At 35.5% G+C, this 13,714-nt stretch carries 11 protein-coding genes; 5 read left to right on the top strand and 6 right to left on the bottom strand.

The annotated features are described in order from the left end of the window. Window positions 1-15: 15 nt before the first annotated feature. Window positions 16-1,014 (bottom strand): sensor histidine kinase, encoded by a 999-nt coding sequence (locus FNOD_RS06540; RefSeq protein ID WP_420794717.1) that lies wholly within the window; start codon window positions 1,012-1,014, stop codon window positions 16-18. Window positions 1,015-1,148: 134 nt separating this feature from the next. Between FNOD_RS06540 and FNOD_RS06545 the strand changes: the two genes are divergently transcribed. Then, the gene (locus tag FNOD_RS06545; RefSeq protein WP_011994405.1) at window positions 1,149-1,739 is read left to right on the top strand and encodes a 4Fe-4S cluster-binding domain-containing protein; all 591 of its coding nucleotides are present in this window, start codon (window positions 1,149-1,151) and stop codon (window positions 1,737-1,739) included. After that, window positions 1,693-3,621, top strand: coding sequence for an anaerobic ribonucleoside-triphosphate reductase (locus FNOD_RS06550; protein ID WP_420794718.1), 1,929 nt, complete (start codon window positions 1,693-1,695; stop codon window positions 3,619-3,621). Before FNOD_RS06545 ends, FNOD_RS06550 begins: the two co-directional genes overlap by 47 nt. 75 nt (window positions 3,622-3,696) lie before the next feature. Here the strand turns inward: FNOD_RS06550 and mutS are convergent, their stop codons facing one another. Together mutS and tsaB are read right to left on the bottom strand one after the other, a co-directional pair. Continuing rightward, window positions 3,697-6,168, bottom strand: a complete 2,472-nt coding sequence (gene mutS / locus FNOD_RS06555) for a DNA mismatch repair protein MutS (protein ID WP_011994407.1) — start codon at window positions 6,166-6,168, stop codon at window positions 3,697-3,699. Between the two features lie 17 nt (window positions 6,169-6,185). Then, window positions 6,186-6,872 (bottom strand): tRNA (adenosine(37)-N6)-threonylcarbamoyltransferase complex dimerization subunit type 1 TsaB, encoded by a 687-nt coding sequence (gene tsaB / locus FNOD_RS06560; RefSeq protein ID WP_011994408.1) that lies wholly within the window; start codon window positions 6,870-6,872, stop codon window positions 6,186-6,188. A gap of 156 nt (window positions 6,873-7,028) precedes the next feature. Here tsaB and FNOD_RS06565 point away from each other — a divergent pair, with 156 nt between their 5' ends. From FNOD_RS06565 to FNOD_RS06575, 3 genes are all read left to right on the top strand, one after another. Then, window positions 7,029-8,372, top strand: a complete 1,344-nt coding sequence (locus FNOD_RS06565; protein ID WP_011994409.1) for a GntP family permease — start codon at window positions 7,029-7,031, stop codon at window positions 8,370-8,372. 77 nt (window positions 8,373-8,449) lie between these two features. Next, window positions 8,450-9,688, top strand: coding sequence for a glycerate kinase type-2 family protein (locus FNOD_RS06570; protein WP_011994410.1), 1,239 nt, complete (start codon window positions 8,450-8,452; stop codon window positions 9,686-9,688). 351 nt (window positions 9,689-10,039) lie between these two features. Continuing rightward, on the top strand, window positions 10,040-11,293 hold the full coding sequence (locus tag FNOD_RS06575) for a TrpB-like pyridoxal phosphate-dependent enzyme (RefSeq protein WP_011994411.1): 1,254 nt from the start codon (window positions 10,040-10,042) through the stop codon (window positions 11,291-11,293). Between the two features lie 50 nt (window positions 11,294-11,343). Here FNOD_RS06575 and FNOD_RS06580 read toward each other — a convergent pair whose 3' ends face one another. The 3 genes from FNOD_RS06580 to FNOD_RS06590 are packed head-to-tail and all read right to left on the bottom strand — an operon-like array spanning window position 11,344 to window position 13,714. Then, window positions 11,344-12,096: an energy-coupling factor ABC transporter ATP-binding protein gene (locus FNOD_RS06580; RefSeq protein ID WP_011994412.1), complete on the bottom strand. Its 753-nt coding sequence runs from the start codon at window positions 12,094-12,096 to the stop codon at window positions 11,344-11,346. Continuing rightward, entirely contained in the window at window positions 12,084-12,950 is an 867-nt protein-coding gene (locus FNOD_RS06585; RefSeq protein WP_011994413.1) for an energy-coupling factor ABC transporter ATP-binding protein, read from the bottom strand. The genes FNOD_RS06580 and FNOD_RS06585 overlap by 13 nt, the downstream gene beginning before the upstream one ends. Then, window positions 12,935-13,714 carry an energy-coupling factor transporter transmembrane component T family protein gene (locus tag FNOD_RS06590; RefSeq protein ID WP_011994414.1) on the bottom strand — a complete coding sequence of 260 codons (780 nt, stop codon included), beginning with the start codon at window positions 13,712-13,714 and terminating at the stop codon, window positions 12,935-12,937. The genes FNOD_RS06585 and FNOD_RS06590 overlap by 16 nt, the downstream gene beginning before the upstream one ends.

Below are 13,714 nucleotides of genomic sequence, written 5' to 3' on the forward strand. Positions count from 1 at the left end.
ATGATCTCACTCCGTTTAGTCCTTTATAATCATTTTGACAGTTGTTCCTTCGTTTTGTTTTGAAACTATCTCCATAGTTGAGTTTTTCGAGAACAGTTTTAGTCTTTCTTCCACAAGATTTATTCCAGTGCCTTTAACTATTTTATCCGCTCCTATTCCTGTGTCTTTTACTGTTATAACAATTTGTCCATTAATGGTTGTGCATGAAATATAAATTTTACCACCTTTTTTCGACTTTGAGATTCCGTGTACGACAGCGTTTTCCACTACAGGTTGAAGAATTAACGCAGGAATTTTTTTATACAAGCATTCATCCGCAACAAATATTTCGAAATCGAGCTTTTCCCCCAACCTTGTTTTATTAATTGAAAGATAACTTTTTGTTAATTCGATTTCTTCATTAATAGTCCAAGTTTCCGGCGCGTCAACACTTTTTCTAAGCAAATTTCCAACTTCCAAGAGGTAATTTTTTATCTTGTCTTTATCTTCATCAATTTCAATCATAGATAATGCCGTTGCGATTGTATTAAAAAGAAAATGTGGATTTACCTTTGATTTAAGAGACTCAAGTTGAAATTTAAGTTTGAGTTCCTCAAGTCTTTTGTTTTCTGAAATTTGTCTTTCCAGTTCTCTTTTTAAAGTTAAATACGATATTCCAAATGAAACAAGTAAAAGAGTTAAAACTATTAGAAGTGTATTTAAAAAATCTAAAATAGCACTCTCTGGATAATTTTTCAGCCATATTTTAAATATATTAGAAAGCAAGTATGAAAAAGTTACTAATGAAATAACTACCATAATAGTAAAGTACAACCATCTTAATTTAATACCTTTTTCTTTCATATTTTCTGTAAGTATTCTGAGAACATAGTACGATAGCCCTATAGTGTTAACAATTACAAATATAGAAAGAATAGAAATAAAATATAAATTCGACGGAAGAAGGTACATTGAAAACACAAAGATAACAAGTACAAGCAATTGAAGAAATAATACTACCTTCAAATCTGACACCTCTTTCATTTCAACTTCAACTTGACTTTCAGTGATAAATATGATACTATATATAGTGTACTTTTTACAGAACATTCAATATATTGTTTATTTATTGGTTAATTAGTTGTGAAAGTATTGAAAGGGGGGACTATATGAATTTTACCACAGGAGTATTTACTTTCCAAACTACACAAAGCCAACAAGATCTGAATAATCCACTTGTTCACACTGTGAAGGTTCTATACGGTGACCATCCTTATCTACCTTCGGTTAGTATTTACTTTCAAGGTTGTGATGCTTTTCCAAAATGCGCAGGTTGCCATAACCCTGAAACTTGGGATTTCGACGAGTCTTTCCAAATAAATTTTGACCATCTATTAGCAACAGTTGTTCAAAAAATAGAATTGCTTTTAAACAAATACCCACAAGTTGCCCTTGCTTTTCTGGGTGGGGAACCACTATCGGTTAGAAATAGAAGAAGTGCTTACCTTATTGCGAAATTTGTTAAAGAAAAATTTGAAGATAGAGTTCTAACAATTGTGTATACTTGGAGGATGCCGGAAGATTTAACAAAAATAGATATTCCTTTGGATTACTTTGATGAATTTGTTATGGGAAGATATATAAAAGAACTTCACCAAAACGGATTCCCAGCTTCTTCAAATCAAATTTATTTCTCAAGGAGGGTGAACTCAAATGTCAGATATTCTAGAAATTCTAAATTACATGAACTTTTCAGATGATTTCGTTGAGGAATTGAAAAATGTGCCAAAAAAATTTTTAGAGCTTGAAGGTATATATTGGCAATTGGATATAGCCAGCTTTACAGAACATTTTTTCAATAATGGAATACTGAATTCTTCGATAGATTCCAACGCGAACGTTAGAAGCACAAACGTTTATACTTACTTCAACGAAATAGTAAAACCTTGGTCTAAACTTTACTCGTTGTATTACATATACAACCGTATGAAAAGTTTGTTTGGTGAAGATGATGCGAAAAAGTTTTTGAGGTACGAAATACTTGGTGATATATATTTACATGACGCGCACCACGCGGCATTCGAACCATATTGTTATGCTTATTCACTCCGCCCAATTGCTGAAAAAGGGCTGTTCTTTATCGATAGCATCAAATCAACACCTGCAAAACACCTATCTTCTTACATACAACATGTGATTCAATTCGTCATGTTCGCCTCCAATCAGCAATCGGGCGCCGTTGGTCTACCTGATTTCTTCGTATGGCTTGCTTACTATTACAATAAAGACTTAAAAGAAGGAATTATCCCCAAGGGATTAGAAAAGCAATACTTACATCAACACTTCCAAATTTTTACTTACTCTATCAACCAACCAATCAGAGGCACACAATCACCATATACAAACTTCACATATCTTGATAGAAATTACATAAAGACCATATTCGAAGGAGAGACATATCCAGATGGCTCACAAATTACAGATTATGTTGAAGATATTATCAACCTTCAAAAGGAATATTGGATGTGGATTACCAGTGAACGAGAAAAACAGATGTTTACATTCCCAGTACTCACAGCTTCACTACTCTATAAAGACGGCAAATTCGTTGATGAAGATAGTGCAAGGTTTATTAATAAAGTCAATATGAAATGGCAAGATACAAACTGGTATATTTCAGATTCGATCGACGCAGTCGCATCGTGTTGTAGACTCACAAGTTCTACAAAAGAGTTGAAATCAAAACAATTTAGCTTGGGTAAAGAAAAATTGGCCGGTATGTCCAATTCTATAGGAGGTTCTGATTTAAACATCGGTTCATTTAAAGTTGTTACAATCAATCTCCCTAGGATAGCACTTGAAACAAAAGATAAGGTGTTATTCAAAGAAAAACTTAGAGAAAAAGTTGGATTGACGCATAAAGTACTTGCGAGTATAAGAAATATTATTCAAGAGCGTATCCAACAAGGAGTATTGCCGCTTTACAACCTTGGGTTAATGGATTTGAACAGGCAATATGGAACAGTTGGAATAAATGGACTATATGAGGCAATGGAAATTCTTGGTTTAACAACAATGGATATAGATGGTATAAAGTACACAAAAGAAGGAGAAGAATTTATCAGCGAGATACTTGACGAGATTCGCAAACTCAACGACGAAGCGTTTGAAATGTACGATTTTACATTCAATATCGAACAGATACCCGCAGAAAAAGCTGCTGTAACTTTGGCAGAGAAAGATAAAATTTTGTACAACACAAATTATGCTCTCTATTCAAATCAGTGGTTACCTTTAACCACAAACACAGACATGCTTAATAGAATAAAATACTCTGGGATGTTCGATAAAAAAGTCTCAGGTGGTGCGATACTGCATATAAATATAGATTCACCATTCAGAAGTGAGGAAGAATCGTGGAATATGGTTAATTTAGTTGCACAAATGGGTGTTGTATATTTTGCATTCAATCAAAAGATTAGTGTCTGTGAAGAAGGACACGCTTTCTATGGTGAAAAATGTCCAATGTGCGGAAAAGTAAAATCTGACGAGTACCTTAGAATTGTCGGTTACCTTGTACCTGTAAAATCATTCAACAAAGTAAGGCAGAAAGAAGAGTATCCAAAGAGGGTATTTTACTAAAAATATATGAAACAAAAAACAGGATGACACTTAACGTCATCCTGTTTTTTTATTTTAGCTTACTTTATCTCATCGTTAAAACAATTTCATTTGACCTTCTGGTACACTTTTTTTCGTAGCTTTTATTTTTTTCATTTGACCTTCCTTAAGCACACCAACTTTTTTCTCCAAATCACTCTTCTCAACTATGATATTTAATATTTCCTTAGCCCTCTCTATTATACTCTCTGGCAGCCCTGCAATCGCCGCAACCTCTATTCCATAGCTTCTATCCGCCACACCTTCCACAACTTTATGCAAGAATACAACTCCATCCGGTGTCTCCTTAACATCAACAGTTAAATTTTTTATACCACTGTACCCTTCGGAAAGCTCTGTTAATTCAGTGAAATGTGTGGCAAATATCGTTTTGCATTTTATTTCGTTGTAAATATACTCACTCATAGCCCACGCGATACTTATGCCATCGAACGTGCTTGTACCTCTCCCAACCTCATCAAGCAAAACCAAGCTTTTTTGGGTAGCTTTAGATAATATAAGTGCTACCTCGTTCATTTCGGTTAGAAACGTACTTTTCCCTGTTGAGATATCATCTCTTGCACCCATTCTGGTGAATATCCTATCGAAAACAGGTACTTTTGCGTATTGCGCCGGAACAAAACAACCAATTTGAGTCATCAAAGCAATTAAACCGACTTGGCGAATGTACGTACTCTTACCACTCATATTTGGACCTGTTAAAATGTACATCCTCAGTTCATCGGACATATAAATATCGTTTGGAACAAATTCATCAACGAAGCGCTCAACAACAGGATGTCTGCCATTCAAAACCTTGAATTCTGAGTCTGAAATTTCCGGTTTGGAATAAGAATAAAGTTTTGAAACGTACGCAAAGTTCGAATACACATCAATCCAACTAAGCATTTCTGCCAATTTTCTTAGGTCTTGGGTGTATCCTTTCAATTCATCGCATATTTGTTTAAATATAGTCTTTTCTAATATCTCAACCTTTTCTTTAGCCGCTAAGATTTTCTGCTCAAACTCTTTTAACTCGGTGGTTGTATACCTTTCCGCGTTGACTAATGTCTGTATCCTAGTATATTCCTGTGGTGCGAATTTAACTTGACCTTTTGGAATTTCTATGTAATATCCAAAGACATTGTTGAAACTTACCTTTAACTTTTGAATACCTGTCTTCGCCCGCTCACGTTCCTCGAATTCTTTCAATTTTTCATTAGAGTGATACAGAAGTTCTCTGTATTCATCAAGTTCTTTTGAAACTCCTTCTTTAATTATCTTACCCTCACCTAGTTCACCTTCAAATTCCTCCAAAAGTGTATTTTCTATCTTTACTTTTATTTGTGATAAGTCAGGCAACATTTGAGCTAGTTGTATTAGCTTTTCGTTCGTTGATAAAGCCTCTTTAATGGGTTCTACAACTTCCAACGTTGTTTTTAAACTTATCAAATCTTTTGGTTTTGCACTATCGTACTCAAGTCTGTTGATTATCCTTTCTAAATCGTAAACACCATTCAAATATTCTCTAATTTCGTTTGTCAAAAGTGGATCTTCGTAAAAGGCTTCAACATACCATAAACGCTTTTCTATTTCATTTCTATCTTTAAGAGGGTGAAGTATTACCCACTTAAGAAGTCTTCCTCCCATCGGTGTATTTGTCTTATTGAGCACATCGTATAAATTCTTTCCTTTATCGCCTGGTATGAGAGAAAGATTTTCGACTGTTGTTGAATCAAGTGTCATATATTTTGATTCATCCAAAGTTTTTGGCACTTTTAGTTTTGCTTGTCTGTTGAGTGTGTAATTGATATACTTTATCGTCGCACACAAAGGTTTTGAAGCTTCACCAAGTTCGAAGTGCTCAATTGAAACTAACCCGTAGGCCTCTTTTATGGTCTGAATATCATTTTCATAGTACCAATCATCCAATTTATCGACAAAAATTCCAAGCACTCTTGCAATATTAACTATCTTATCGTAAAAATTCTCTGGGCAAATTATTTGAGATACTCTATGTGTTTGCAAAAAATCACTTATTTCATCAATGCTTTCCATTTGCTTTATTATAACCTCTCCGGTAGAACTGTCTGTGAGTATACAAGAAATCTTTCCATCTTTGGTTTCGTAAAGTGACATCATGTAGTTATTTTCAGTAGTCAAAAGTTCATCTTCTATTATCGTGCCTGGTGTAATAACTCTCGTTACTTCTCTTTTTACTATACCTTTTGCAAGCGCAGGATCTTCCATCTGCTCACATATCGCGACTTTATAACCCGCATCAACAAGTTTTTTTAGGTAATTGTCAAGCGCATGATAGGGAATACCTGCCATCGGAGCATCCTGACGCTTGGTAAGGACGATATTCAAAATCTTAGAAACGGTAAGTGCATCATCAAAAAATGCTTCGTAAAAATCACCCAATCTGAAGAGTAATATGGAATCTTTATATTTATCTTTAATATCCAAATATTGCTTCATCATAGGCGTAATTTTCAAATTTTTAGTATCGAAAAGACTCTTTTCCATATACTTCCACCTCAAAATTACTTGTTTTCATTTTGCATATTCTCTAGATTTTGCTTTTCTCGGAGTCTTTTCTCAAAATTCAATTCAGCGATACTCTTTTGTAAATACATAGGTTCTACGTATTCAACAAAATTTCCCACTTTAATCTCCTCTGAAACTAGTTTAAATAAATTTCTTGACGAAGGGAAGTTAATATCGTCATCTTCGAACCTTTCATCGAAAAACTGCGCACCATCACCTATAAAAACTTTATCGTTGTATTTCTTTGCTTTCTCTCTTATAGAATCTATACTATCGATAAACGGTGCCTCAATTTCTATTAAATTTCCATCTCTCTGCCCTTTGTAAATAGCGCCATATAGATATCCTTCCCTCGCTTTTCTAACCACAACGATATAACCATCGTAAAATTTCAAATTAGAAGCGATTAGCTTTAAAGAATTTACCTGAACAATCTTTTTCCCTATCCCAAGACCTGTAGCGAAGGAAATTCCAACACGAAGTCCAGTAAGACTCCCTGGCCCAATCCCTATACCAACAACGTCTATATCACCAAAATTTACTTCCTTCATCTTTTCTACAATTTGATTTATCTGCAATCCATGTTTCTCGTGTGTCTCAAGGTCTATGAATACCTTCTTTTCATCATCTACGTAACATGATGCAACCCTCGATGTTGATGTGTCTATGGCAAAAATCTTCAATTAGATGACCTCCTTGACTCTAAATCTTATATTTTCTTTTAATTATTATATCACAATTATTTTGGTTAATTTTGTGAATTAGCATATAAACATTTTTGTGGATTTAAATTTTTTTAGTATAATTTTATTACCATTCTTTCAAAAGGGGGGACTGTTATGGGAGTTTGGATGGTTATCTTGTTGCTACTCTCCATTATCTTTATAGTTTATTCTACGGTTCGCTGGAGACTACATCCATTTCTTGCATTAATCTTCGCTGCGTTTTTGTACGGAATTTTATCAAAGATGAACTTAGGAGACATCGTAAAGTCCATTACTGAAGGTTTTGGTGGAACTGTGAGTTCTATAGGTATAGTTATTGTTGCTGGTACTATCATCGGAGTGTTTCTTGAAAAATCTGGTGGAGCATTCACTATGGCAGAATCTGTTTTAAAATTAACTGGGAAGAAGAATGTTCCACTGGCTATGAGCATAATAGGGTACATAGTATCTATACCTGTTTTCTGTGACTCTGGATTTGTTATATTAACCCCTCTCAATAAAGCTCTCACAAAACGTGCAAATCTTTCACTTGCCACAACGGGTATAGCCTTAAGTTTAGGTCTTTATGCAACACACACTATGGTTCCACCAACACCAGGCCCAGTTGCTGCCGCCGGTGCTCTAGGTGCAGATTTAGGACTTACTATACTGATGGGTCTAATAGTGTCTATTCCAGCAATAATAGTAGGTTGGATATTTTCAATAAAGTTTGCTTCAAAGATACAAATAGACCCTGAACCAGAATTAACTGAAGAAGAAATAAATAAGAAAATGAAAGAAGCTCCTTCTGCAGCTGGAGCATTCCTCCCTATAGTTCTTCCAATAATTCTTATAGTTTTAAAATCCGTTTCAGATTTTCCAACAAAACCATTTGGAGATGGCTTTTTACGCAATTTCATTGGTTTCGTTGGACATCCAGTAACAGCATTAATGATAGGTGTCTTGATTTCATTCTTACTACCAAAGAAAGTTGACAAAGAGATATTCTCGATGACTGGATGGGTTGGTCAAGCTGTTCAACAGGCAGGAATTATCATCCTTATCACGGCGGCTGGTGGTGCATTCGGTAAAGTTTTGCAAAATTCAGGCATAGCAAACGTTATAGGTCAATACCTTTCCGCCGCGAACCTTGGAATGTGGCTTCCGTTTATTATAGCTGCAGCTATAAAAACGGCGCAAGGGTCATCAACTGTAGCTATAATAACTACCGCATCGTTATTAGCACCTCTCATGGAATCTTTAGGTTTTACTTCTAATATGGCAAAAGCTTTAGTTGTCGTAGCAATAGGCGCTGGTTCAATGGTTGTATCACACGCCAACGATAGCTATTTCTGGGTTGTATCGCAACTTTCTAAAATGGATGTAAAAACTGGATACAAATTGCAAACTTTTGGTACACTCCTTGAAGGTATTACCGCAGCTGTCGTTGTTTGGATCTTCAGCTTTTTCTTAGTATAATACTAAAATACTAAGAATCCCGAGGTTACTTAGCCTCGGGGTTTTTGTTTTGTATAATATTTTTGAGAGGTGGTTTTATGAGAGAAAAATTAAAAGCGATAATTAACGAAGTAATTAACGAAGTCTTACCAGATAAAGCCGTTAAAAACAAATTGAAAGAATTAAATGTTCAAAGTGAAGTCATATTAGTTTCCATCGGAAAAGCTGCATGGCGCATGGCGAATGCCGCAAAAGAAGTTTTGGGAGATAGAATTAAAAAAGGCATAGTAATAACAAAATACAAACACTCCGAAGGTCCTATAGAAGGAATTGAAATATACGAAGCGGGGCATCCTACACCCGATGAAAATACCATCAAAGCCACGAAAAGAGCATTAGAGATAACTTCAAACCTTTCGGAAAATGATACCGTTCTTTTCCTTGTTTCCGGTGGTGGATCTGCATTGTTTGAAATGCCAAAAGATGGGATTTCATTGAGTGAAATGCAAGATCTTACTAACCAGCTTCTTAAAAGTGGGGCTAATATAGTTGAGATAAACACTATAAGAAAACATCTTTCAAAGGTTAAGGGCGGACGTTTTGCTCAACATGTTTATCCCGCAAAGGTTCTCTCACTTGTATTATCAGATGTACTGGGTGATAGGTTAGATACAATCGCATCCGGCCCAGCTTATCCAGACAGTTCAACATCACAACAAGCAATTGATGTAATTGAAAAATATAAATTGAAAGTTTCAAACGATATTTTAAATGCTCTCAAAGAAGAAACACCAAAAGAATTACCAAACATTGAAACCTATATCATCGGTAGTGTAAAAGTCAGCTGTGATAAGGCAATGGAAAAAGCTCGTGAATTAGAGTTTAATACAATAATTCTAACAACCCAGCTTAACTGCGAAGCAAAAGAAGCTGGGAGATTTCTTGCAGCAATTGGTAAAGAGATATTGGAAAATAACAGGCCCATTCCAAAACCAGCGGCTGTTATTTTAGGTGGCGAAGCGGTAGTACATGTAAAGGGCAATGGTAAAGGTGGTCGAAATCAAGAACTTGCGTTGTCGTTTGCTATAGAGATCGAAGGTTTAGAAAAAATAGCTCTTTGTTCTTTCGGAACTGATGGAACCGATGGACCAACTGATGCCGCTGGAGGTATCGTAGATGGTCAAACTTGCGAAAAAATAAGAAAAGCCGGTTATTCGCCTGAAAAACTTTTGGAAAACAACGATTCATATAACGCACTTAAAATAGCTAACGACTTACTGATAACAGGTCCTACAGGAACAAACGTAAATGATTTAATTGTAATGCTAGTTGAATAACCAAAAATGTGTATTGACTTTGAAAAATTATTTTTGTATAATATGCAAAAATACAACAAGGAGAATCAAGCTTAATGAGAGATATTCAAAATGTTAGTCTAAACGTATCTTTGAATTCATATGGCAATTCAAACAATTCAAATAATCCCGCATTAGTTATGTTCTGGTGGTGGTGGACAACCGGTGGTTGTCCACCTTCTTGTTGCTGTTTTGATTAGTTGAGGAAATCGAAAAATCAAACAGCACAAGTTGAGAAAAAACTAAGGACAACCGCCGGATATGAAAAATTTCATATCCGGCGGTTTTTTATTTACCCTAAATATCCATTATATCAAAGAGGAGGAAGAGAGTATGAGAGAAAAAGTATATCTAAAGTTTGAAGAGATGCCAAAGGTGTATTACAACGTTTTAGCGGATTTGCCATTTGAACTTGACCCACCACTTGATCCAGAAACAAATAAACCTATTTCTCCAGAGAAACTTTTAGCGATATTCCCAGAGCCATTACTTGAGCAAGAAGTTAGCAAAGAAAGATTTATTCCAATACCTGAGCCCGTGCTTAAAGAGTATGCAGTATACCGTCCAACGCCACTTGTCAGAGCAACATTCTTGGAAGAATATCTCAGAACAAGAACAAAAATATACTATAAGTACGAAGGAGTAAGCCCTACTGGTAGCCACAAGGTTAACACAGCCATCGCTCAAGCTTATTACAATAAAATCGCCGGAACTAAAACACTCGTAACGGAAACAGGCGCAGGACAGTGGGGGAGCGCACTCTCATATGCAGGTCAAAAATTCGGACTTGACGTGCGCATTTTCATGGTTAAGGTTAGTTACCAACAAAAACCATTTCGAAAGATACTTATGAATTTATTTGGTGGAGATGTTCAGCCAAGTCCAAGTAACTTAACGCAAATAGGGAGGCAATTTAGCGAAGACCATCCAGGGACATTAGGTATAGCCATATCTGAAGCAATCCATACAGTTTTAAACGAAAAAGATGCAAAATACTCTCTTGGAAGTGTTTTAAACCATGTGCTTTTGCACCAAACTATCATCGGACTTGAGATGAAAAAACAGCTTGAGATAATAGGAATAAAACCTGATATAATTGTTGCCTGTCACGGTGGTGGCTCAAACTTCGGTGGTAGTGCTCTTCCTTTCATACCAGATGTGCTATCAGGAAAAAACATAAAGATTGTGGCTGTGGAACCGGAAAGTTGTCCATCGCTTACAAAAGGTGAGTACAGATACGATTTCGGTGACACTGCAGGATTAACACCTTTAATGAAAATGTACACATTAGGCAAAGACTTCGTACCACCAGCAATCCATGCCGGTGGGTTAAGATACCACGGCGCTTCACCCATAGTTTCAAAACTTTACCATGAAAGACTTATCGACGCGGCTAGCGTAACCCAAGAAGAAGTCTTCGAAGCTGGAAAATTATTTGCAAAACTCGAGGGAATAGTTCCTGCCCCTGAATCTGCCCACGCAATCGCGTATGTTATAAAAGAAGCTAAAAAAGGTGATAAAGAGAGCATCGTATTCACATTATCAGGACATGGATACTTTGATTTAAACGCTTATATAAATCAATGACTTAAAAACATTAAAAATCTTAAAAATAAGCCAAGTGAGAGTCACTTGGCTTATTTTTTGTCGATAGCTTTACGTAACTTATACAAAGTAGGCAATTCAAGGTGGGCTTGTATAATTTTACTTTCATCTTTTAAAACTTCCTTTGTTGGTCCGTCAGAAATCACCTTTCCTTTGCAAAAAACTATGGTCCTTTCAAAATTCTCCAAAACAAAATCCATATCGTGAGTTATAGTTAAAATAATCTTACCGCTCTGAACAAGATTTTTAACTATCTCAGCTATACGACTTATCGAATATCTATCTTGGGCTATCGTTGGTTCGTCTAAGATTACTATCTCCGGCTCCATAGCCAATACGGAAGCAAGACAAAGCAATTTTCTCTCAGATAAAGTCAAATCGTAAGGATGTATTTCTTTTTTATCTTCCAGACCAACTAATTCTAAAGCTTTCAGTGATTTTTCATAAGATAAATGTTTATCTTTGAATATATTAAGGGGACCAAACATAACTTCATCTATAACCTTGCTCTTAAATATCTGATCTGAAGGATTTTGAAATACTAACCCTATAACTTTCGCAAGTTGTGCCACCGTTGCTTCTTTTGTATTTTGACCTTTGATAAAAACATCTCCTTTAACAGGTTTCAAAAGGCCTTTTAAAAGTTTTACAAACGTTGTCTTTCCTGCGCCATTTTCACCAACTATCGCTGTTGGTCTATCATCAAAAGAAAGCGTAATATCTTCAAGTACATACTTTCCCGGTTTGTATGCATACCACAGATTTTTAACTTCTATAATTCCCATTCTATTTGTGCTCCTCTCAGTACTTCAACAGCTTCTAGAAATCTTACAGGATACAAACTTTCCTTATTTTTTAAACCGTATTTTTTACATATCATCGTTTGATAAGGTTCTCCAATTTTGTATTCTTCGATTTCTGGCAGAGAAAAAATCTTTTCTGGTTTATCGTAAGCAACTATCTTCCCATCGTGCAAGAATATTATCTTATCAACATACTCGACAAGCTTCTCGTACTTGTGGTCGACTATAACTATCGTCATTCCATCTTCCCTGAGTTTTGATATCGTCTCATAGACCTCATTTGTACCTTGTGGATCGAGTTGAGACGTTGGTTCGTCAAGTATCAAAATTTCAGGTTTAAGAGCTAGCATGCTCGCTATCGCAAGTCTTTGAAGTTGACCACCGGAAAGTTCAAAAGGATTTTCATCTTTCTTATCCCAAAGATTAAATTTTTTCAATACTTCTTCTATTCTTTTAACCATTTCTTCTTTTTCAATCCCTATATTTTCGAGCCCAAAAGCAACTTCTTCGTAAACACTCATCTTCGCACCACTAATTTGAGAGAAAGGGTTCTGGAATATTATTCCCACTTTTTTAACTCGTTCTTCAGGAGGTATATGCCTTATATCAATTCCATCTATGTAAACAGTTCCACTGTATTTTCCTTTAAAAAAACTTGGCACGAGTCCACTTAGTGCATAGCACAATGTAGACTTCCCTGAACCATTTCTACCAATTATTCCAACACACTCACCTTGGTTTATAGTGAATGTTATATCTTCCAATACATTCCTTTCCGTAAAAGGATACCTGTAAGTTAAATGCTCAACTTTAATTTTCTCTAATGTATTACCCATAAAACGATCCTCCAAACAATTGCAAAGACAAGCGAAATTCTAAGAATGTTTAGAATAAATTTATCTAAATTTGTCTCTCTGATTTCATTTAGCATTGTTCTTTTCCCTTGTATGTCAAATCCCCTAACTTCAATCGCCATAGCCCGTTCACGTGCTTCAACAAGTGAAGAAAGAACAAGAGGACCTAACAAAGCAACGAATGCTTTCATTTTTCTGAAAAAATTTCCTTCCGTTTCAAGTCCCCTGGAACGCTGTGCATCTATAATTGTTGAAGTCGTAGAAAGCATTTGTGGAATTACCTGCAGCACAGATGATAGAATGTAACCAAATTTTGGTGATAACCCTCTTTGAACAAGGTTATTGACAAGGTCTGATGGTTTTGTCGTAAGGATTAGTATACCAAAAGAAATTATCATGTTGTACAACCTCAAAATCAAAACAAAAGCATGAACAAGACCTTCTTTGTAAAATTTTATATTACCAATCTCAAAAATCACAGTTTGATTTGAAGGATTAAATAAAACTTGTATGATAAGTATGGAAATTGAAAGCACAAGCACAACAGCTAAAAGTGTTAACATATGTTTCATTATACGAGCATTTAAAGACAATATAAACGATAATACTACAAACAAACTTCCCACCAATAGTGATGGGAATAATAATGTAATAATAACAGAAGTAACAGCGTAAACCAATTTTGTTACTGGCGCAAGTTTATGAACTAAAGAATCACCTTCGACGTATAAACTTAAAACCTTCAC

Source organism: Fervidobacterium nodosum Rt17-B1 (assembly GCF_000017545.1).
GTDB lineage: Bacteria > Thermotogota > Thermotogae > Thermotogales > Fervidobacteriaceae > Fervidobacterium > Fervidobacterium nodosum.

Coding starts and splice junctions, on each gene's coding strand:
- FNOD_RS06545 (WP_011994405.1), top strand. CDS start 1,149: ATGAATTTTACCACAGGAGTATTTACTTTCCAAACTACACAAAGCCAA.
- FNOD_RS06550 (WP_420794718.1), top strand. CDS start 1,693: ATGTCAGATATTCTAGAAATTCTAAATTACATGAACTTTTCAGATGAT.
- mutS (WP_011994407.1), bottom strand. CDS start 6,168: ATGGAAAAGAGTCTTTTCGATACTAAAAATTTGAAAATTACGCCTATG.
- FNOD_RS06565 (WP_011994409.1), top strand. CDS start 7,029: ATGGGAGTTTGGATGGTTATCTTGTTGCTACTCTCCATTATCTTTATA.
- FNOD_RS06570 (WP_011994410.1), top strand. CDS start 8,450: ATGAGAGAAAAATTAAAAGCGATAATTAACGAAGTAATTAACGAAGTC.
- FNOD_RS06575 (WP_011994411.1), top strand. CDS start 10,040: ATGAGAGAAAAAGTATATCTAAAGTTTGAAGAGATGCCAAAGGTGTAT.
- FNOD_RS06580 (WP_011994412.1), bottom strand. CDS start 12,096: ATGGGAATTATAGAAGTTAAAAATCTGTGGTATGCATACAAACCGGGA.
- FNOD_RS06585 (WP_011994413.1), bottom strand. CDS start 12,950: ATGGGTAATACATTAGAGAAAATTAAAGTTGAGCATTTAACTTACAGG.